Origin of the sequence: Nonomuraea sp. NPDC050202 (assembly GCF_040656115.1) — a bacterium.
In the GTDB taxonomy this organism is placed as follows: Bacteria; Actinomycetota; Actinomycetes; order Streptosporangiales; family Streptosporangiaceae; genus Nonomuraea.
In genome coordinates, this window is the sequence record NZ_JBFALF010000001.1 from 391,244 (window position 1) to 410,317 (window position 19,074).

General features: G+C 71.2%; 17 protein-coding genes. 9 read left to right on the forward strand and 8 right to left on the reverse strand.

Going from position 1 to position 19,074, the window contains the following annotated elements:
- The first annotated feature begins 74 nt into the window (after nucleotides 1-74).
- Entirely contained in the window at nucleotides 75-956 is an 882-nt protein-coding gene (locus tag AB0I79_RS02025; protein ID WP_357865909.1) for an NmrA family NAD(P)-binding protein, read from the forward strand.
- Nucleotides 957-1,039: 83 nt separating this feature from the next.
- Here the strand turns inward: AB0I79_RS02025 and AB0I79_RS02030 are convergent, their stop codons facing one another.
- Nucleotides 1,040-1,603 (reverse strand): hypothetical protein, encoded by a 564-nt coding sequence (locus AB0I79_RS02030; protein WP_357865911.1) that lies wholly within the window; start codon nucleotides 1,601-1,603, stop codon nucleotides 1,040-1,042.
- 197 nt (nucleotides 1,604-1,800) lie between these two features.
- Entirely contained in the window at nucleotides 1,801-2,406 is a 606-nt protein-coding gene (locus tag AB0I79_RS02035; protein WP_357865913.1) for a helix-turn-helix domain-containing protein, read from the reverse strand.
- Nucleotides 2,407-2,502: 96 nt separating this feature from the next.
- Between AB0I79_RS02035 and AB0I79_RS02040 the strand changes: the two genes are divergently transcribed.
- The 3 genes from AB0I79_RS02040 to AB0I79_RS02050 all read left to right on the forward strand — a co-directional run bounded on the left by AB0I79_RS02040 (nucleotide 2,503) and on the right by AB0I79_RS02050 (nucleotide 4,806).
- Nucleotides 2,503-3,699 carry a cytochrome P450 gene (locus AB0I79_RS02040; RefSeq protein WP_357865915.1) on the forward strand — a complete coding sequence of 399 codons (1,197 nt, stop codon included), beginning with the start codon at nucleotides 2,503-2,505 and terminating at the stop codon, nucleotides 3,697-3,699.
- Nucleotides 3,700-3,705: 6 nt separating this feature from the next.
- The gene (locus AB0I79_RS02045; protein ID WP_148434761.1) at nucleotides 3,706-3,897 is read left to right on the forward strand and encodes a ferredoxin; all 192 of its coding nucleotides are present in this window, start codon (nucleotides 3,706-3,708) and stop codon (nucleotides 3,895-3,897) included.
- Nucleotides 3,898-4,359: 462 nt separating this feature from the next.
- Complete coding sequence (locus AB0I79_RS02050) at nucleotides 4,360-4,806, forward strand: SAV_6107 family HEPN domain-containing protein (protein WP_357865917.1); 447 nt, start codon at nucleotides 4,360-4,362, stop codon at nucleotides 4,804-4,806.
- A gap of 549 nt (nucleotides 4,807-5,355) precedes the next feature.
- Here the strand turns inward: AB0I79_RS02050 and AB0I79_RS02055 are convergent.
- The 6 genes from AB0I79_RS02055 to AB0I79_RS02080 all read right to left on the reverse strand — a co-directional run bounded on the left by AB0I79_RS02055 (nucleotide 5,356) and on the right by AB0I79_RS02080 (nucleotide 11,663).
- The gene (locus tag AB0I79_RS02055; protein ID WP_026214021.1) at nucleotides 5,356-5,850 is read right to left on the reverse strand and encodes a transcriptional regulator; all 495 of its coding nucleotides are present in this window, start codon (nucleotides 5,848-5,850) and stop codon (nucleotides 5,356-5,358) included.
- Nucleotides 5,851-6,151: 301 nt separating this feature from the next.
- Nucleotides 6,152-7,033 (reverse strand): universal stress protein, encoded by an 882-nt coding sequence (locus tag AB0I79_RS02060; RefSeq protein WP_357865919.1) that lies wholly within the window; start codon nucleotides 7,031-7,033, stop codon nucleotides 6,152-6,154.
- Entirely contained in the window at nucleotides 7,034-8,455 is a 1,422-nt protein-coding gene (locus AB0I79_RS02065; RefSeq protein WP_357865921.1) for an amino acid permease, read from the reverse strand.
- A 10-nt stretch (nucleotides 8,456-8,465) separates the two neighbouring features.
- Nucleotides 8,466-9,401: a carbamate kinase gene (gene arcC / locus AB0I79_RS02070; RefSeq protein WP_357865922.1), complete on the reverse strand. Its 936-nt coding sequence runs from the start codon at nucleotides 9,399-9,401 to the stop codon at nucleotides 8,466-8,468.
- A 1-nt stretch (nucleotide 9,402) separates the two neighbouring features.
- Nucleotides 9,403-10,407 carry an ornithine carbamoyltransferase gene (argF, locus tag AB0I79_RS02075; protein ID WP_357865924.1) on the reverse strand — a complete coding sequence of 335 codons (1,005 nt, stop codon included), beginning with the start codon at nucleotides 10,405-10,407 and terminating at the stop codon, nucleotides 9,403-9,405.
- An 11-nt stretch (nucleotides 10,408-10,418) separates the two neighbouring features.
- Nucleotides 10,419-11,663, reverse strand: coding sequence for an arginine deiminase (locus AB0I79_RS02080; protein ID WP_357865925.1), 1,245 nt, complete (start codon nucleotides 11,661-11,663; stop codon nucleotides 10,419-10,421).
- 275 nt (nucleotides 11,664-11,938) lie between these two features.
- Between AB0I79_RS02080 and pyrR the strand changes: the two genes are divergently transcribed.
- From pyrR to carB, 5 genes are read left to right on the forward strand one after another with little or no spacing between them, the layout of a single operon-like run.
- Nucleotides 11,939-12,496, forward strand: coding sequence for a bifunctional pyr operon transcriptional regulator/uracil phosphoribosyltransferase PyrR (gene pyrR / locus AB0I79_RS02085; RefSeq protein ID WP_357865927.1), 558 nt, complete (start codon nucleotides 11,939-11,941; stop codon nucleotides 12,494-12,496).
- On the forward strand, nucleotides 12,493-13,410 hold the full coding sequence (locus AB0I79_RS02090) for an aspartate carbamoyltransferase catalytic subunit (protein ID WP_357865928.1): 918 nt from the start codon (nucleotides 12,493-12,495) through the stop codon (nucleotides 13,408-13,410). Before pyrR ends, AB0I79_RS02090 begins: the two co-directional genes overlap by 4 nt.
- Nucleotides 13,407-14,693: a dihydroorotase gene (locus AB0I79_RS02095; protein ID WP_357865930.1), complete on the forward strand. Its 1,287-nt coding sequence runs from the start codon at nucleotides 13,407-13,409 to the stop codon at nucleotides 14,691-14,693. Before AB0I79_RS02090 ends, AB0I79_RS02095 begins: the two co-directional genes overlap by 4 nt.
- Nucleotides 14,690-15,796: a glutamine-hydrolyzing carbamoyl-phosphate synthase small subunit gene (gene carA, locus AB0I79_RS02100; RefSeq protein WP_357865932.1), complete on the forward strand. Its 1,107-nt coding sequence runs from the start codon at nucleotides 14,690-14,692 to the stop codon at nucleotides 15,794-15,796. The genes AB0I79_RS02095 and carA overlap by 4 nt, the downstream gene beginning before the upstream one ends.
- Nucleotides 15,783-19,070, forward strand: a complete 3,288-nt coding sequence (gene carB, locus AB0I79_RS02105) for a carbamoyl-phosphate synthase large subunit (protein WP_357865934.1) — start codon at nucleotides 15,783-15,785, stop codon at nucleotides 19,068-19,070. Before carA ends, carB begins: the two co-directional genes overlap by 14 nt.
- Nucleotides 19,071-19,074: the final 4 nt, after the last annotated feature.

Genomic DNA, 19,074 nt, shown 5'->3' on the forward strand with positions numbered 1-19,074 from the left:
CCTCCTTACGGCGAGCGCGGGGCCTCGCCCATGCTGGGTTCGTTTCACCTGGCAGATCCACATTAGGGGGACCCATGATTGTCGTGACGGGCGTGTCCGGTGCACTGGGCGGAGCGATCCTCGTCGGGCTGCGGGCCGCCGGCGGGCCGGTGGTGGCGGGAGCCAGCAGCTCGGGCGACGGCGCCGGGGTGAGGCACGCCGACTTCGACCGGCCGGACACGCTGGAGCGGGCGTTCGAGGGGGCGCGGGTGCTGGTGTTCGTGTCCGCCGGGTACGCCGAGGACGACGTCGTGCTCGCCCGGCACGGCGCGGTCGTGCGGGCGGCCGCCGCGGTGGGCGTCGAGCACGTGATCTACACCAGCCTGGCAGGCTCGGGGGAGCGGCTCACGATCGCCCTGGCCCACCGCTGGACCGAGGCGCGGCTGGCCGAGGCGCCCTTCGACGTCACGGTGCTGCGCAACGCCCTGTACGCCGAGATCCCCGCCGGGCTGGCGCTGGCCGGCGTGCCCGCGGCGGCGGAGAGCGGGGTGTTCGCGGCGCCCCTCGGGGAGGGGCGGGTGTCGGTGGCGGCCAGGCAGGACCTGGCCGCCGTGGCCGTGCGCGTGGCGGCCGAGGCCTGGCAGGACGTCGTGTCGGGCGGGGCGCGTCGGCACGCGGGCAGGACGTACGAGCTGGAGGGCGTGAGCGCGGTCGGCGGGCACGACCTGGCCGAGGTGCTCTCCGAGGTGCTGGGGCGGCCCGTGGCCTACCACCCGGTGCCGCTGCGGGACGCGCGGGCGGGGCTGGCCGGGCTGGAGGCGTACCAGGCGGGCCACACGATCTCGACCTTCTCCAACATCGGGGCCGGCCTGATGGAGGCCGGGAGGAGCGACCTGCCCGCGTTCCTGGACGCGCCCCGGCCGGCCCGGGACCTGATCGCGGAGGCCGTACGGGCGGGCGTCAACTCCGCCCGCTGACCCCGGCGGGCGTCAGCCCCGCTCGCTGACCCGGCGGGCGCGAACTCCGCCCCTTGTCCCCGGCGGCCGTACGGGCGCGGGCGTCAGCTCTGTCCCTTGACCTCCGCGACCTCCGGGGGCTTCGGGGGCTTCGGGGGCTTCGGGGCCGCGCGCTTGCCGTGCGCGGCGGCCATCACCATCCCCACGGCCTGCGCCAGCCCGCCCGCCAGCAGCAGCCAGGCCGTGTACGGCTGCCACGCGGGCAGGCCCGCGAGGAAGTCGGGGGAGTCGTACAGGCCCGCCAGCAGCTCGACGGGATTGAACAGCGCGACCCCGAACCCCAGCGCGTACGGGACGATGAGCACGCCCGACACCACGAGGATCACCGTCCGGCCCCGCCGCTCCCGTAGCAGCAGCACCCCGAAGACCAGGTAGGCCACCGCCGCCAGGCCCACGACCATCGCGGTCCACCAGGTCAGCCGCCACGTGTCCACGCCCAGCGAGGTCAGCCCGGAGCCGTCGATCCTGCCGCCCTCCCACTCGGGGCCTGCGGTCTGCGCGCGTACCGCCGCCCGGATGGCCAGGTAGCCCGCGCCCGCGTACGCCGCCGCCAGGGCCGGCCCCAGAGCCAGCAGCACGATCCCCGCCGGGCGACCGCTTCCCGCCATCCGCTCTCCCTTCCCGCGGCGGTTTCCGTGAGACAGCTTCTCAGAAGGATCCGGGCACCCTCCACGCGAAATCGCGCAGAGCGGACGAGCGCAGAGCAGACTCGCGCAGAACGGACCTGCGCAGAACGGACCCGCGCAGAACGGACCTGCGCGGAGCGGGCATGCCCCAGAACGGACCTGCGCGGAGCCGGCCTGCGCTAGCCGAGGGTGTGCAGGCCCGAGATGGCGACCTCGGCCGCGCGGCGCGCGTTGGCCAGGACGTCGCCCAGCGACTGCTCCTCCTCCAGGGTCGCCATGACGCCCAGCTTGACGGCCCCGATCAGCCCGCCCACCGCCGCGGCTGCGTCCACCAGCGCCAGCTCGGGGAACGCCTCGTGCAGCGCCTCGGCCAGCTTGAGCTGGGTGTCGAACAGCAGGAGCAGCGCCCGCGCCTGCAGCGCGGGCTCGGTGAGGATCAGCCGCACCCGCAGCACCGCGTCCTCGCTCGTGAGGTCCTGGTAGGAGACGGCCTGCTCGAAGCTCTCCTCGACGATCCTCATCAGCACGCCGGTCACGGTCTCGTCGGGCCGCCTGCCCTCCATGACCCTGAGCGCCAGCTCCAGCCGGGCCGCGGTGTCGTAGAAGACCACGTCCTCCTTGCTGGCGAAGTAGCTGAAGAACGTGCGGGTCGACACGTCGGCCTGCTCCGCGATCTCCGCGAGCGTGGTCTCCTCGAAGCCCTTCTCCTGGAACAGCCGCAGCGCCGCCTCGATCAGCGCCTGGCGCGTGCGCTGCTTCTTGCGTTCCCGGAGCCCTTCCACCATGCCGGAACTATACTGCACGTCCTAATTGTTTTCATCCATTGAAGTTTTGCATTCGTTGAGGTTTTCTGGAGGGGAGAGCTCGGAAAGGAGCGGAACATGTCAGAACTGACCCTGCCCACCGCCCGCCAGCGTCCCCTCGACCCGCCCGACGAAGTCACCGCGCTGCGACAACAGGGCGCGATCCACCGCATGACGTACGCCGACGGCCACCAGGGCTGGCTCGTGACCGGCCACGCCGCCGCCCGCGCCGTGCTCGCCAGCCCGCACTTCAGCAACCGGCCCGAGCACATGCACCCGCCGATCCCGTCCGCGAGGATGGAGCTGGCCACCCGGCCGGAGAAGCTGCGCGTGCCGCCCGGCTTCTTCCTGCGCATGGACCCGCCCGACCACACGCGCTTCCGCAGGCTGCTGACCGGGCAGTTCACGGTCCGGCGGATGAAGATGCTGGAGCCGCGGATCGAGGAGATCACCGCCGCCTGCCTCGACGCCATGGAGGCCGCCGGCCCGCCCGTGGACCTCGTCCAGGAGTTCGCGCTGCCGATCCCCTCGCTGGTGATCTGCGAGCTGCTCGGCGTGCCGTACGAGGAACGCGCGCAGTTCCAGGCCGACACCAAGGTGCTGGCCAGCCTCGAGGCCAAGGCCGAGGAGGCGATCGCGGCGCTCGGCGGCATCTCGTCCTACCTCTACGGGCTCGTCCAGCGCAAGCGCAAGGAGCCGGGCGACGACCTGCTCAGCGGGCTCATCGAGGGCGGGGAGCTGAGCGACGAGGAGCTCACCGGCGTCGGCGTCCTGCTGCTCATCGCGGGGCACGAGACGACCGCCAACATGCTGGGGCTGGGGACGTACGCGCTGCTCACGAACCCCGACCAGCTCGCCGCCATGCGCGACGACCCCTCGGTGGTGGACAACGGCGTCGAGGAACTGCTGCGCCACCTCACGATCATCCATCTCGGCCCGATGCGTACGGCGCTGGAGGACGTGGAGATCGAGGGCGTCACGATCGGGGCCGGTGAGGCCGTCACCATCCACCTGCCCGCAGCCAACCGCGACTCCGCCCGCTTCGCCGACGCCGAGCGGCTCGACGTCACCCGGCCCGCCGGCGGGCACCTCACCTTCGGCCACGGCATCCACCAGTGCCTCGGCCAGCAGCTCGCCCGCGCCGAGATGCGCATCGCCTACCCTGCGCTGCTGCGCCGGTTCCCTGGCCTACGCTTGGCGGTAACACCCGAGGAGGTGCCGATGCGCTCGGACATGAGTATTTACGGAGTGCACCGCCTCCCTGTCACTTGGTAGGTCGCGATGGAAATCAAGGCAGATACGACGGTGTGCATCGGTGCGGGCATGTGCGCGCTGACGGTGCCGAAGGTGTTCGACCAGAGCGAGGACGAGGGCACGGTCGTCCTGCTGCAGGACGAGCCACCGCAGGAGCTGGAGGAGGCCGTTCGCCGGGCCGTGACCCTCTGCCCGTCAGGGGCCATCTCGGTCTCCTGATGCGGGCCCCGTCTTGACACTGCCCTGACAGCACCACTTCGCCGTCGCCGCATCCCGAACCGCGGCGGCGGCTCTTTCGTCTGCGCCGCCGTCAACCGGACGGCCTCCGCCGCGTGTGGCTCCTTTCACTTCATGGTCATCGAACCTATGTTCGTGGATCGGTTGACAACAGGGCGTGATCGAAATTATGTTCGACCTAGTGGCGGTGAGGCTCGCGGCTCAACGTCACCAGGACCTGGTCGCGGGCCGTTCGCTTCCTCAAGCGATTCCCGCGGCCAGGTTCCCGGGCGAAGGGCTCGTCCTCGTCGTCGGCGGAGACGAGTGGGCGTGTCCTGGCCGGACGGGGAGAGGGGAAGCTCCTCGTCCGGCCTGCCCGGCGGAAATGTCGGTGGCGTCTGCGATTGTTGGCTCCATCGGCGCAGAAGCCGGACGCCGCCCACGACTCCAGAGGAGGCGCGCAAGATGGCACCACGGCCTAGAGAAACGCCCGGGCCCCGGCTGTCGCCTGCGGTTCGGGCACACCTGACCGATTCACGTTCCTGCCTGGCGGAGGCGACCGGCGCTCGCACCCCGGCATCCCGATACGTGGCCGCCCACCTGGCGGCCCTGCGAGCGGCAGCGGCGATCCTCGCCGCCCACCCCCGTCCCACGGAGGGCCGCCGTCGCCGGCTGCGCAGCGCCTGGGAGCTGCTGCCCGAGGCGGAGCCCGAGCTGGCGCAGTGGGCCGCCTACTTCGCGATGACCGCCGCCAAGCGCGCCGCCGCGGAGGCGGGGATGGTCCGCCGGATCAGCGCGGCGGACGCGGACGAGATCCTGGCGGAGGCGGAGACGTTCGTCTCGACCGTCGAGGGCATCCTCGGGGTCCCTAGCCAGCCACAACTCCCGGTGGACGTGCCCCTGGCGGGCTGACGGCCCCGGAGGCATGATCCCGCGGCCATGAAGGGCTGCGGGGCCGGAGGCGCGGCTTCGCGCCGCCAGGAAGCCTGACGCTGTGCGGCCACGAAGCCCGGTACTGCGGCGTCGGGCGCTGCGGCGTTGAACGTTGTGCCGGTCGAGCATGGCGCGGCCGACGTGCGCGGCCTGTTCGGCATGGGCCTGGATCGGCGTGCGCCAAGCTCCTGATGGGCCTGGATCGGCGTCCGCCTTGATCGACGTGCGCTCGGGTCGGCATGCGCTCGGCCTGGCGTGCGGCCGCTTGACATGTGCTCGGCTCGGCATGCGCTCCGCTTGGCACGCGCCCGGCCCGGCAGGCGGTGCGGTTTCGGTGGCTCGTCGCGGTGCGGGCAGAAACGCCGATGGGCTCGCCGGAGTGCGGCGAGCCCTCGGTTGGAGCGGGTGACCTCAAAACCACGGGCCTCGAACACGGCGTTCCGAAGCGGAACGACCCGCGAACGGGAGCCGAGACCCGCAAACGGCCTCAGGACCACGACGTCCCGAGGCCTGGACGACCTCAGGACGTCAGAACGACTCCACGGCCCGGCGGGCCTCGGCGTCGAGGACGCCCCAGCTGATGAGCTCCTCGGTCAGCTCGCTCGGCGACTTGTCGTAGATCACGGCCAGGGAGCGCAGGTCCTCCTGGCGGATCGACAGCACCTTGCCGTTGTAGTCGCCACGCTGGCTCTGGATGGTGGCGGCGTACCGGGCCAGGGCGCCGGCCTTCTCCTTCGGCAGCGTCGCGAGCCGCTCCAGGTCGATCACAAGCTTGGGTGTCGGCCCGAGCGGGCTGGGGGCGGCTCCGCCCGGCAGCAGCTCGGATACGGGCACCCCGTAGAAGTCGGCAAGCTCGGCAAGCTTCTGCACGGTCACCGCTCGGTCGCCACGCTCGTAAGAGCCCACGACTACGGCTTTCCACCTGCCACGCGACTTCTCTTCGACTCCATGCAGGGACAGGCCCTGCTGGGTGCGGATGGCGCGGAGTCGTGCACCCAGCGACTTTGCGTACTCAGACGGCATCGTGTGGCCCCCCGGCTCTCGTATGTATCGCTCTCAGTAGATTGTGCTCCCTTGCGGCGTATGCCCGGGCCACCGGGGGGTCTGGTGCCTGGCTCGGCACCATCGGTAGCCATGGCTCTGGGTTTACCCCGGAACGCCGCGCGGTGTGGTTACGCACAGTGACGGTAAAGGGGCGGACGCCTAAGGTCAAGCTGATTGGAAAAAAGATGCCGAATCCGGTCCGGTAGGGATCGCCACAATCATCCCTCATGTCCCACTGGCAACGATGACTTCGTCAGGTTTTGACGAGAAATTCCGGCGGTCAGGGCTCTCGAGTGAGAATCATGACAGGGCAGGTCGAGGCCCGGACGATCTTGATCGAGGTGTCCCCGAGGAAGACCCGCCTGAGTGGCCCGGTGTCGCTGGAAGCGCATATGATCATCTCGCCGGGCAGCCACGAGGTCGTCCCGAGTGCCTGGGCCACGTTGCGGCCCTCCAGCACCTCGACCTCCACGGGCCGCCCCGCGGGCCGTCCCGCCGGCCGCTGTCCCCGCGCCGCCGCGTGGAGGTCGGCTGCCGCCTGGTCGCGCAGGCGTACGAGCATCTCTTCCTCGATCCTCGCCCGCCTGCCGCTGCTGATCACCAGAGTGACCAGCCGCAGCGGCACCCCGAGCGCCGCGGCGGTACGCGCCGCGTCCCTGACGGCCGCGTCGCAGCCGGGGCCGCGGCGGTAGGCGACGGTGAGGCGGTCGATGGCGGACGGCGGCAGGTCGCCGTAGCCGCGCGGGGCGAGCAGGACGGGAACGGAGGAGGAGTGCAGGAGCTGGTCGGCGGTGCTGCCCACCGAGATGCGTCCTCTGCCGCCGCCCGGGGCCGAGCCGATCACCACGACGCCGGCGCCGCGCCTGCGCGCCAGCTCCACCAGCCCGCGCCCGCTGCCCCTGTGGGTGTGCGCGACGTACTCGGCCTCGTCGCCCGCCAGTTCGCGGGCCTGGGCGAGCGTCGCCTCCGCCTGCTCGCGCAGGTAGGCGCGCCAGGCGCTCTCCTCGGCCCTGGCCGGCCCCGGCGTGGAGCGGGCCGGCGGCTGCACGGTCGCCACCGTCAGGCGCGCGTGCGCCTGCTCCGCGAGCAGTACGGCCAGCGCCAGCCCGTCCCGTCCCCGCGATCCGGGGACGTATCCGGCCAGCACGTCGTCGAGCTTCATTCAGCGCACCTCGGCATTCAGCCGCGAATGGCCATAGCCGTACAGGAAGTAGCAGATCAGCCCCGCGAGCATCCACAGCCCGAACGCCAGCCAGGTCACCCCGGCCAGCCCCGCCATGACCACCACGCACATGATCGCGCCCAGCACCGGCGTGACGGGGAACAGCGGCGTGCGGAAGCTGCGCGGCAGCTCGGGGCTGCGGTAACGCAGCACGAGCACGCCGACGTTGACGATGGCGAAGGCGAACAGCGTGCCGATGCTGGTCGCCTCGGCGAGCTGCCCGAGCGGCACCAGCCCGGCCAGCACGGAGATGAACGCGGCCACGATGAGGGTGTTGGCGATCGGCACCTGCCGGCGGGGGTTGACCTTCTGGAAGATCCGGGGGATGAGCCCGTCGCGCGACATCGCGAACAGGATGCGCGTCTGCCCGTAGATGACGGTGAGCACGACGCTGGCGATGGCGATGACCGCGCCGAACGAGACGATCAAGCCCGGCCAGGTGGCCCCCACGGCCAGGTCGGCGATGTACGACAGGCTGGCCTCGGTGTTGTCGGGGTCGAACTCGGTCCACGGCATCGCGCCGACGGCGGCCAGCGCCACGAGCACGTAGACGGCCGTCACGATGGCCAGCGACAGCATGATCGCCAGCGGCAGGTCGCGCCTGGGGTTCTTGGCCTCCTCACCGGCGGTGGAGGCGGCGTCGAAGCCGATGTAGGAGAAGAAGACCTGCGAGGCCGCCGCCGTGATGCCGGCCACGCCCATGGGGGCGAACGGCGCGAGGTTCCCCGACCGGAAGGCCGTGAACGTCACCGCGCAGAAGAACAGCAGCACCGCGATCTTGATGAGCACGAAGAAGGCGTTCGCCCTGGCGCTCTCGGAGGCCCCGTACAGCAGCAGCCACGTGGCCAGCAGCACGATGACGATCGCGGTGACGTTCACCACGCCGCCGTCCTGGCCGGGGGAGCGGGTGATCGCCTCCGGCAGCGTGAAGCCGAACAGCGCGCGCAGGAACGAGTTCAGGTACTCGCCCCAGCCCACGGCCACGGCCGCCACGGAGACGGCGTACTCCAGCATCAGGCACCAGCCGCAGACCCAGGCCACGAGCTCGCCCAGCGTCGCGTACGCGTAGGAGTAGGACGAGCCGGACACCGGCATCGTGCCGGCCAGCTCGGCGTACGACAGCGCGGAGAGCAGCGCCGTGATCGCCGCCAGCACGAACGCCAGCACCACCGCCGGCCCCGCCTTGGGCACCGCCTGCCCGAGGATCACGAAGATCCCGGTGCCCAGCGTCGCGCCGACGCTGAACAGCGTGAGCTGCCACAGCGACATCGTGCGCCGCAGCTCGCCGCCCTCGCCGTGACCGCCCTCGGCCACGATGCGTTCCGTCGGCTTGGTACGCAGGAGCCGCCGGGCCAGTGTCATCGGACACCCCCTACAACGTGCTCGTCAGCGGCCACCGGCCGTTGGGTGTGACGATGGTGCCCGCTGAGCCGCCGAGTATGCGCCCGGCGTCCTCCAGCCTGCCGATGGCCGCCATGTCGCCGGTCGTCTCCACGAACCGGCAGACCGCCTCCACCTTCGGCCCCATCGACCCGGCGGGGAAGTCGAGCGCGCGCAGCTCGTGCGGCGTGGTGTGGCCGATCTCGCTCTGGTGCGGCGTGCCGAAGCCTCGCATGACGCGCGGCACGTCGGTCAGGCTGAGGAACGCGTCGCACTCCAGCGCCTCGGCCAGCATCGCCGTGGTGAGGTCCTTGTCGACCACGGCCTCCACGCCGGTCAGCCGGCCGCGCTCGTCGCGTACGACGGGGACCCCGCCGCCGCCCGCGCACACCACGATCACGCCCTCGCCCACCATCCGCCGGATCAGCCGGGTCTCGACCACGCGCTGCGGCGCCGGGGACGGCACGACCCGCCGCCAGTGCCGGCCGTCCTGCCGCACCGTCCAGCCGTGCTCGGCGGCCAGCTTCTCGGCCTCCTCCTGCTCGTAGACCTGGCCGACGAACTTCGCCGGCTCCGCGAAGGCCGGGTCGACCGCCGACACCAGCGTCTGCGTCACCATGGCCAGCACCTGCCTGCCGGGCAGCGCGTTCTGCAGGGCCTGCTGCATCCAGTAGCCGATCAGGCCCTGCGTCTGCGCGCCGAGCGCGTCGAACGGGTACGGCCCGTTCAGGTCGGGATCGGCGGCGCTCTGCATGGCCAGCAGGCCCACCTGCGGGCCGTTGCCGTGGGTGATGACCAGCTCGTGCTCGTCCGCCAGCCCGGCGAGCGCCCTGGCGGCCGCCCGCACGTTGGCGAGCTGTACGTCCGCGTCGGGCCGCTGCCCGCGCCGCAGCACCGCGTTGCCGCCCAGCGCCACGATGACCCGCATGTCAGTCCCCCAGCGTCGCGACCATGACGGCCTTGATGGTGTGCAGCCGGTTCTCGGCCTGGTCGAAGACGATCGAGCGCGGCGACTCGAAGACGCTCTCGGTCACCTCCAGCGCGTCGAGCCCGGTCTTGTCGTAGAGGTCGCGCCCGACCTGCGTCTCCCTGTTGTGGAAGGCGGGCAGGCAGTGCGTGAACCGCACCGACGGGTTGCCGGTGGCCCGCACCACCGCGTCGTTGACCTGATACGGCAGCAGCAGCTTGATCCGCTCCTGCCACATCTCGGCCGGCTCGCCCATCGACACCCACACGTCGGTGTAGAGGAAGTCCACGCCCTTGACGCCCTTGCCCAGGTCGTCGGTGACGGTGACCCTGGCCCCGGTGCCGGCCGCCAGCTTCTCGGCCGGCCCGGCCGCCAGCTCCGGGTCCGGCCACAGGGCCCTCGGCGCGACCAGGCGTACGTCCATGCCCAGCATCGCCCCCGTGACCAGCAGCGAGTGCCCCATGTTGTTGCGCGCGTCGCCCAGGTAGGCGAACGACACCTCGCGCAGCGGCCGGCCGCTGTGCTCGCGCATGGTGAGCATGTCGGCCAGCGTCTGCGTGGGATGCCACTCGTCGGTCAGCCCGTTCCACACCGGCACCCCCGACAGGGCCGCCAGCTCCTCGGCGTGGGCCTGCCGGGAGCCGCGGTACTCGATGCCGTCGAACATCCGCCCCAGCACCCGCGCGGTGTCGCCGACCGACTCCTTGTGCCCGAGCTGGGCGCCGGCCGGGTCCAGGTACGTGACGTGCGCGCCCTGGTCGCGGGCGGCCACCTCGAACGCGCAGCGCGTCCGCGTGGAGGTCTTCTCGAAGATCAGCGCGATGTTCCTGCCCCGCAGCCGCTGCCGCTCGGCACCGGCGTGCCTGGCGGCCTTCAGCTCGGCCGACAGCCGCAGCAGATGGCCGAATTCCTCCTGGGTGAAGTCGAGTTCCTTGAGAAAGCTGCGGCCCCGCAGGTCCACCGCCATGTGTCGTCCCCCTAGACGGCGTCGCGCTCCAGCGGGCAGCTCATGCACCGCGGCCCGCCGCGCCCCCTGCCGAGCTCGCTGCCCCTGATCGTGATCACCTCGATGCCGTTGTCGCGCAGGTAGTTGTTGGTGGTGGCGTTGCGCTCGTAGGCCACGACCACGCCGGGCTCCAGCGCCAGCCCGTTGCAGCCGTCGTCCCACTGCTCCCGCTCGGCGGCGTAGACGTCCTGGGTGGGAGTCAGGACCCTGATGTCGGGCAGCTCAAGGGCGTGCGCGATGGCCTTGTGCATGTCCTCGGGCGGATGGTCGGTGACCTTGAGCTCCTTGGACGTCTCGCCAGGCTCGATCGTGTACGCCGGCAGCATGCCCAGGCCGGCGTACTTGGTGAAGACACCCACGTCGAGCATCGTCATCACCGTGTCGAGATGCATGAACGCCCGCGCCTTCGGCATGTCGAGCGCCACGATCCGCCGCGCGGACCCGGCGCTGAACAGCCGCTGCGCCAGCATCTCGACGGCCTGCGGCTGGGTGCGCTCGCTCATCCCGACCAGCACCGCGCCCCGCCCGATGACCAGCACGTCGCCGCCCTCCATGGTGGCGGGGGCCACCGACTGGCCGGGCATCCAGCAGTGGTAGCCGCCCTGCCCCGCCCGGTCGAAGCCGCCGGCGAACGTCGGGTGGTACATGTAGACGGCCTCCATGTTGACCGTCTCCCGCATGCGGGCCTTCTTCTTCATCGCGTTGATCGACACGCCGTCGTAGATCCAGCACGAGGTGTCCCGCGTGAACAGGTGGTTGGGCAGCGGCGGCAGGATGAAGTCGTCCTCGCCCGTGGCGTGGAAGGTCACCGACTTGGGGTCGCAGCCCATCGCGACCAGCTCGCGCCTGGTGATGCCGCCGGTCAGGTAGACCTGCAGGGTCGCGCTGTCCATCCCGTCGAGCGTGTTGCGGACGTCGTCGATGGCGACCGGGCCCAGCCAGCGCTCGTCGATGACCGCGTCGAGGATGTGCTTGCGCGCCTCGGGGATGTCGACGGTCTCCTTGAGCAGGTCCGCCAGCAGGTGGACGCGGATGCCGCGGTCCGTCAGCACCTGCTGGAACTCCTCGTGCTCCTCGATCGCGCGCTGCACCCACAGCACGTCGTCGAAGAGGAACGCGTCCTTGGTGGTGGGGGTCAGCCGTTTCAGCGCCAGGTCGGGCTTGTGCAGCAGGACCTGCCGCAGGTGCCCGACCTCGGAATCGACATGGAACGTCATCTGTCCTGTATCCCCCTCCAGGAAGCGGAAGTCACGCCCGACTCCCGCCCCGCGCGCCGGGTAGACGTGCCCGGCGCGGGCCGCCCCGACACGGCGGGGCGCGGGAAATTACCTGATCCAGACGATCCCCCTGATCCGCGACCGCGCCGTCGCTCCCCGTACGGGCTCCACGGGAGGGCTCTCGCGTTGTACCTGGTAGCCCCTGGTACTGTGTGTCCCGACCAACACCCTTTTAAGACCCGTCCCGTGAGGCGGGAAAGGTGGTGAGCTTCGCCATGTCCGCACCTGCGGGTGATTCCAGGGCCGTCCTGGAAGCCCCGGACATCCACCGGGCACTGACCCGGATCGCGCACGAGATCCTCGAGCGCACCAAGGGCGCAGGCGACGTCGTCCTCCTCGGCATCCCGACCCGCGGCGCCACGCTGGCCCGCCGGCTCGGCGACCGCATCGAGCAGTTCGAAGGCGTCAAGATCCCCGTCGGCTCGATCGACATCACGATGTACCGCGACGACCTGCGGCGCGGGCCCGTGCGCCCGCTCGGCCCCACCGAGCTGCCCTCCGACGGCATCGACGGCAAGGTCGTGGTGCTCGTCGACGACGTCCTCTACTCCGGCCGCACCGTGCGCGCCGCGCTCGACGCGCTCAACGACCTCGGCCGGCCCACCGCCGTGCAGCTCGCCACGCTGGTCGACCGCGGCCACCGCGAGCTGCCCATCCGCGCCGACTACGTCGGCAAGAACCTGCCGACCGCCAAGAGCGAGAAGGTCAAGGTCTACCTGCAGGAGATCGACGACCGCGACGCCGTCCTGCTCATGAAGGAGGGCGCGAAGTGAAGCGGCACCTGATCTCCGCCGGAGACCTGACCCGGGACGACGCGCTGCTCATCCTCGACACCGCCGAGGAGCTGGCGAGGGTCTCGGAACGTTCCATCAAGAAGCTGCCCACGCTGCGCGGGCGCACCGTGGTCAACCTGTTCTTCGAGGACTCCACGCGCACGCGGATCTCGTTCGAGGCGGCGGCCAAGCGGCTGTCCGCCGACGTGATCAACTTCTCCGCCAAGGGGTCGAGCGTGTCCAAGGGCGAGTCGCTCAAGGACACCGCGCTCACCCTGGAGGCCATGGGCGCCGACGCGGTCGTCATCCGCCACGGCGCCTCGGGCGCGCCGCACCGCCTGGCCACCTGGGTGCGCGGCAGCGTCGTCAACGCCGGCGACGGCACCCACGAGCACCCCACGCAGGCGCTGCTCGACGCCTTCTCCATGCGCCGCCGCCTGGGCAGCCTGGAGGGCCGCAGGGTCACCATCGTCGGCGACGTGCTGCACAGCCGGGTCGCCCGCTCCAACGTGCTGCTGCTGCACACGCTCGGCGCCGAGGTCACCCTGGTCGCGCCGCCCACGCTGCTGCCGGTCTCCGTCGGCACCTGGCCGTGCGAGGTGTCCTACGACCTCGACGCGGTGCTGCCGAAGTCCGACGCGGTGATGATGCTGAGGGTGCAGAAGGAGCGGATGAACGCCGCGTACTTCCCCAGCGAGCGCGAGTACTCCCGCCGCTACGGTCTCGACAGGGACCGGTTCGCGAAGATGCCCGACGAGGCGATCGTCATGCACCCGGGGCCGATGAACAGGGGCATGGAGATCGCCGCCGAGGTGGCCGACTCGGCGCGATCCACGATCGTCGAACAGGTCGCCAACGGCGTGACCATCCGCATGGCCGTCCTGTACCTGCTGCTCGGGGGAGAGACCGCATGATCATCCGCAACGTGAGGATCCTGGGCGCGGAGCCCGCCGACATCCGGGTCGAGGGCGGCGCCATCGCCGAGATCGGGCCCGGCCTGGCCGGCGACGACACGATCGACGGCGCGGGCGCCGTCGCGCTGCCCGGCCTCGTGGACCTGCACACCCACCTGCGCGAGCCCGGCCGCGAGGACGCCGAGACCGTCCAGACCGGCACCCAGTCGGCCGCCCGCGGCGGCTACACCGCCGTGCACGCCATGGCCAACACCTCGCCCGTCGCCGACACCGCCGGCGTGGTCGAGCAGGTCTGGCGGCTGGGCCGCGAGTTCGCCCACTGCGACGTGCACCCGGTCGGCGCCGTCACCGTCGGCCTGGAGGGCAGGCAGCTCGCCGAGCTGGGCGCGATGGCCGACTCCGCCGCCCGCGTGCGGGTCTTCTCCGACGACGGCAAGTGCGTGGACGACGCGGTGCTGATGCGCCGCGCCCTGGAGTACGTCAAGGCGTTCGACGGCGTCATCGCCCAGCACGCCCAGGAGCCCAGGCTCACCTCCGGCGCCCAGATGAACGAGGGCGTCGTCTCCGGCAGGCTCGGCCTGACCGGCTGGCCCGCGGTCGCGGAGGAGGCGATCATCGCCCGCGACTGCCTCCTGGCCGCCCACGTCGGCTCCCGGCTGCACGTCTGCCACGTCTCCACGGCAGGCTCGGTCGAGATCATCCGCTGGGCCAAGTCCAAGGGCTGGAACGTCACCGCCGAGGTGACCCCCCACCACCTGCTGCTCACCGACGACCTCGTGGAGGAGTCGCCGGTGGGCGCCTACAACCCGATCTACAAGGTCAACCCGCCGCTGCGCACCCACGCGGACGTCGAGGCGCTGCGCGCCGCCCTGGCCGACGGCACGATCGACATCGTCGCCACCGACCACGCCCCCCACCCGGTCGAGGACAAGGAGACCGAGTGGTCGGCCGCGGCCATGGGCATGGTAGGCCTGGAGACCGCGCTCAGCGTGGTCCAGGAGGCCATGGTCGAGACCGGGCTGCTCGACTGGGCGGGCGTCGCCCAGCGCATGTCCGTCGTGCCCGCCCGCATCGGGCGGCTCGCCGGCCAGGGGCAGCCGATCGAGGTGGGCGCCCCGGCCAACATCACGCTGTACGACCCGTCCGTGCGCACGAAGGTGGACCCGTCCGCCTTCGCGTCCAAGAGCCGGAACACCCCTTACGAGGGGATGACGCTGCCCGGCAGGGTAGTGGCGACGTTCCTGCGCGGCAGGCCGACCGTTCTCGAAGGGAAGCTGGTTTGAACACTGCGGTGCTCGTCCTGGAAGACGGCCGCGTCTTCCATGGCACTCCATACGGCGCCGAAGGCGAGACGTTCGGCGAAATGGTCTTCAACACCGGCATGACCGGTTACCAGGAGACCCTCACGGACCCCTCCTACCACCGGCAGATCGTCGCCATGACGGCGCCGCACATCGGCAACACCGGCGTCAACGACGAGGACCCGGAGTCCCGGCGCGTCTGGGTGGCCGGCTACGTGGTGCGCGAGCCGTCCAGGGTGGTCTCCAACTGGCGGGCCAACCGCTCGCTCGACGACTACCTCAAGGAGCAGGGCGTCGTCGGGATCGCCATCTCCGGCACCCGCGCGCTCACCCGCCACCTGCGCGAGCGCGGCGCCATGCGCGCCGGCATCTTCAGTGCGACCGAGGCGCCGGTCGAGGAGCTCGTCGAGCGCGTGCGGCAGTCGCCCCGGATGGAGGGCGCGGACCTGGCGCGCGAGGTGGCCACGGGGGAGAGCTACGTCGTGCCCGCCATCGGCGAGAAGCGTTTCACGGTCGCGGCCGTGGACCTGGGCATCAAGGGCATGACCCCGCACCGGATGGCCGAGCGCGGCTGCGAGGTGCACGTGCTGCCGGCCGACGCCACCTACGAGCAGATCATGGCGGTCGAGCCCGACGGCGTGTTCTTCTCCAACGGGCCCGGCGACCCCGCCACCGCCGACGTGTCGGCGCTGCGGGGAGTGCTGGAGGCCAAGGTGCCGTTCTTCGGGATCTGCTTCGGCAACCAGCTCTTCGGGCGCGCCCTGGGGCTGTCCACGTACAAGCTGCGCTACGGCCACCGGGGCGTCAACCAGCCGGTGCAGGACGTGCGCACCGGGAAGGTGGAGATCTCCGCGCACAACCACGGGTTCGCGGTGGAGGCGCCGCTCGACGGGCCGTTCGAGACCCCGTACGGGCAGGCCGAGGTCAGCCACGTCAACCTCAACGACCGCTGCGTGGAAGGGCTGCGGCTGCTCGACGGCCGCGCCTTCAGCGTCCAGTACCACCCGGAGGCCGCCGCCGGCCCGCACGACGCCGCCTATCTCTTCGACGAGTTCTGCGAGGTCATGACCCGTGCCAAAGCGTGAGGACATCCAGTCGGTCCTGGTGATCGGCTCGGGGCCGATCGTGATCGGCCAGGCGTGCGAGTTCGACTACTCCGGCACCCAGGCGTGCCGCGTGCTGCGGGCCGAGGGCTTCCGCGTGATCCTGGTCAACAGCAACCCCGCCACGATCATGACGGACCCGGAGTTCGCCGACGCCACGTACGTCGAGCCGATCACCCCCGAGTTCGTCGAGAAGATCATCGCCAAGGAGCGGCCCGACGCGCTGCTGCCCACGCTGGGCGGCCAGACGGCGCTCAACACCGCCGTGGCGCTGCACGAGTCCGGCGTGCTGGAGAAGTACGAGGTCGAGCTGATCGGCGCCGACTTCGACGCGATCCAGGCGGGCGAGAACCGCGAGAAGTTCAAGGAGATCGTCGCCAAGGTCGCCCGCGAGCACGGCCTCAACGCCGAGTCCGCCAGGTCCGTCATCTGCCACACCATGGACGAGTGCCTGGCCGCCGCGGGCGAGCTGGGTTACCCGCTGGTCGTGCGGCCCTCCTTCACCATGGGTGGCGCCGGCTCCGGCTTCGCGTACACGGAGGAGGACCTGCGCCGCATCGCCGGCGCCGGGCTCGACGCCTCCCCGACCACCGAGGTGCTCCTGGAGGAGTCGATCCTCGGCTGGAAGGAGTACGAGCTGGAGGTCATGCGCGACAAGGCCGACAACGTCGTCATCGTCTGCTCCATCGAGAACATCGACCCGATGGGCGTGCACACCGGCGACAGCGTCACCGTGGCGCCCGCGCTGACCCTGACCGACCGCGAGTACCAGAACATGCGCGACGTCGCCATCGCGGTCATCCGCGAGGTCGGCGTCGACACCGGCGGCTGCAACATCCAGTTCGCGGTGGACCCGCGCACCGGGCGCATGATCGTCATCGAGATGAACCCGCGCGTGTCGCGCTCGTCGGCGCTGGCCTCCAAGGCCACCGGCTTCCCGATCGCCAAGATCGCGGCCAAGCTGGCCATCGGCTACACGCTCGACGAGATCCCCAACGACATCACCAAGGAGACCCCGGCCTCCTTCGAGCCGACGCTCGACTACATCGTGGTGAAGGTGCCGCGCTTCGCGTTCGAGAAGTTCAGGGGCGCCGACCAGACCCTCACCACCCACATGAAGTCGGTGGGCGAGGCCATGGCCATCGGCCGCTCGTTCCCCGAGGCGCTGCAGAAGGCGCTGCGCTCGATGGAGAAGAAGAACTCCTCCTTCACCTGGGCCGGCGACGTCGCGCCCAAGGACGAGCTGCTGGCGGCCTGCCGCACCCCGCACGACGGCCGGCTGCGCACGATGCAGCAGGCCATCAGGGCCGGCGCCACGCCCGAGGAGCTGTACGAGGCCACCAGCGTCGACCCGTGGTTCATCGACCAGCTCTTCCTGCTGCACGAGGAGGCCCAGGCGGTCGCCGAGGCGGACGACCTGACCGCCGAGGTGCTCGAGCGGGCCAAGCACCTCGGGTTCAGCGACGTGCAGATCGGCGAGATCCGCGGCATCGACGAGGCCAGGGTGCGCGACCTGCGGCACGCGCTGGGGCTGCGGCCGGTCTACAACACGGTCGACACCTGCGCCGCCGAGTTCGCCGCCAAGACGCCCTACCTCTACTCCACCTACGACGAGGAGAGCGAGGTCCCGGCAGGGGAGCGGCAGAAGGTCATCATCCTCGGCTCCGGGCCCAACCGCATCGGGCAGGGCATCGAGTTCGACTACGCGTGCGTGCACGCCTCGTTCGAGCTGTCGCGGGCCGGGTTCGAGACCGTCATGGTCAACTGCAACCCCGAGACCGTCTCCACCGACTACGACACCTCCGACCGGCTCTACTTCGAGCCGCTCACGCTGGAGGACGTCCTGGAGGTCGTGCACGCCGAGCAGCAGACCGGACCGGTCGTGGGCGTGATCGTGCAGCTCGGCGGCCAGACGCCGCTCGGCCTCGCGCAGGCGCTCAAGGACGCCGGCGTGCCCGTGGTCGGCACCTCGCCCGAGTCCATCCACCTGGCAGAGGAGCGCGGCGCGTTCGGGCGGGTGCTGGCCGAGGCGGGGCTGCCCGCGCCCAAGCACGGCACCGCGCTGACCGTGGCCGAGGCCGTGGAGATCGCCGAGGAGATCGGCTACCCCGTGCTCGTGCGCCCCTCGTACGTGCTCGGCGGGGCCGGCATGGCCATCGTGTACGACGAGCAGACGCTCACCACGTACATGGCGGCCCAGGAGGGCGGCCACCCGGTGCTCGTCGACAAGTTCCTCGACGAGGCCATCGAGATTGACGTGGACGCCCTCTACGACGGCGAGGAGCTGTTCCTGGGCGGCGTCATGGAGCACATCGAGGAGGCCGGCATCCACTCCGGCGACTCGGCGTGCGCCCTGCCGCCGATCACGCTCGGCGGCGCCGACATCAAGGCCATCCGCGCCGCCACGCGGGCCATCGCCGCCGGGGTGGGCGTGCGCGGCCTGCTGAACGTCCAGTACGCCATGTCCGCCGGCGTCCTGTACGTCCTGGAGGCCAACCCGCGCGCCAGCCGCACGGTGCCGTTCGTGTCCAAGGCCACGGGCACCCCGCTGGCCAAGGCGGCGGCCAGGGTGATGCTCGGCGCGTCGATCGCCTCGCTGCGCGAGGAGGGCATGCTGCCCGCCGAGGGCGACGGCGGCACGCTGCCCCTCGACGCCTCGATCGCGGTCAAGGAGGCGGTGCTGCCGTTCAACCGCTTCCGCGGCGTGGACATCGTCCTGGGGCCCGAGATGCGCTCCACGGGCGAGGTCATGGGCATCGACGAGTTCTTCGGCATCGCCTACGCCAAGTCGCAGGCGGGCGCGTACGGGCAGCTCCCGACCAAGGGACGCGCGTTCGTATCCGTGGCCAACAGGGACAAGCGTGCGATGATCTTCCCTGTGAAGGCGCTCGCGGATCTCGGATTCGAGATCCTGGCCACCGAGGGGACCGCCGAGGTGCTGCGCCGTAACGGCGTCCATGCCAAGATCGTGCGAAAGCACAGCGAGGGGACGGGTCCCGGAGGTGAACCCACGAGCGTGCAGGCCATTCTCGACGGCGAGGTCGACCTGATCGTCAACACGCCCTTCGGCAGCCCGGGCCAGTCGGGGCCACGGCTCGACGGCTACGAGATCCGCACGGCCGCGGTGCTGCGCGGCATCCCGTGCATCACCACGGTCTCGGGCCTGGCCGCCGCCGCGGCCGGCATCCAGGCGATCGTGCGCGGCGACGTCGGCGTACGGTCTCTCCAGGAGCACGCACAGGCACTCCGGGGCTGACCCC

What these genes read in the sequence shown, in the direction of transcription:
- pyrR (WP_357865927.1), top strand. Translation starts at nt 11,939, where the DNA reads ATGTCCGCACCTGCGGGTGATTCCAGGGCCGTCCTGGAAGCCCCGGAC.
- AB0I79_RS02095 (WP_357865930.1), top strand. Translation starts at nt 13,407, where the DNA reads ATGATCATCCGCAACGTGAGGATCCTGGGCGCGGAGCCCGCCGACATC.
- arcC (WP_357865922.1), bottom strand. Translation starts at nt 9,401, where the DNA reads ATGCGGGTCATCGTGGCGCTGGGCGGCAACGCGGTGCTGCGGCGCGGG.
- AB0I79_RS02080 (WP_357865925.1), bottom strand. Translation starts at nt 11,663, where the DNA reads ATGACGTTCCATGTCGATTCCGAGGTCGGGCACCTGCGGCAGGTCCTG.
- argF (WP_357865924.1), bottom strand. Translation starts at nt 10,407, where the DNA reads ATGGCGGTGGACCTGCGGGGCCGCAGCTTTCTCAAGGAACTCGACTTC.
- AB0I79_RS02060 (WP_357865919.1), bottom strand. Translation starts at nt 7,033, where the DNA reads ATGAAGCTCGACGACGTGCTGGCCGGATACGTCCCCGGATCGCGGGGA.
- AB0I79_RS02040 (WP_357865915.1), top strand. Translation starts at nt 2,503, where the DNA reads ATGTCAGAACTGACCCTGCCCACCGCCCGCCAGCGTCCCCTCGACCCG.
- AB0I79_RS02025 (WP_357865909.1), top strand. Translation starts at nt 75, where the DNA reads ATGATTGTCGTGACGGGCGTGTCCGGTGCACTGGGCGGAGCGATCCTC.
- AB0I79_RS02050 (WP_357865917.1), top strand. Translation starts at nt 4,360, where the DNA reads ATGGCACCACGGCCTAGAGAAACGCCCGGGCCCCGGCTGTCGCCTGCG.
- AB0I79_RS02030 (WP_357865911.1), bottom strand. Translation starts at nt 1,603, where the DNA reads ATGGCGGGAAGCGGTCGCCCGGCGGGGATCGTGCTGCTGGCTCTGGGG.
- AB0I79_RS02035 (WP_357865913.1), bottom strand. Translation starts at nt 2,406, where the DNA reads ATGGTGGAAGGGCTCCGGGAACGCAAGAAGCAGCGCACGCGCCAGGCG.
- AB0I79_RS02055 (WP_026214021.1), bottom strand. Translation starts at nt 5,850, where the DNA reads ATGCCGTCTGAGTACGCAAAGTCGCTGGGTGCACGACTCCGCGCCATC.
- AB0I79_RS02065 (WP_357865921.1), bottom strand. Translation starts at nt 8,455, where the DNA reads ATGACACTGGCCCGGCGGCTCCTGCGTACCAAGCCGACGGAACGCATC.
- AB0I79_RS02045 (WP_148434761.1), top strand. Translation starts at nt 3,706, where the DNA reads ATGGAAATCAAGGCAGATACGACGGTGTGCATCGGTGCGGGCATGTGC.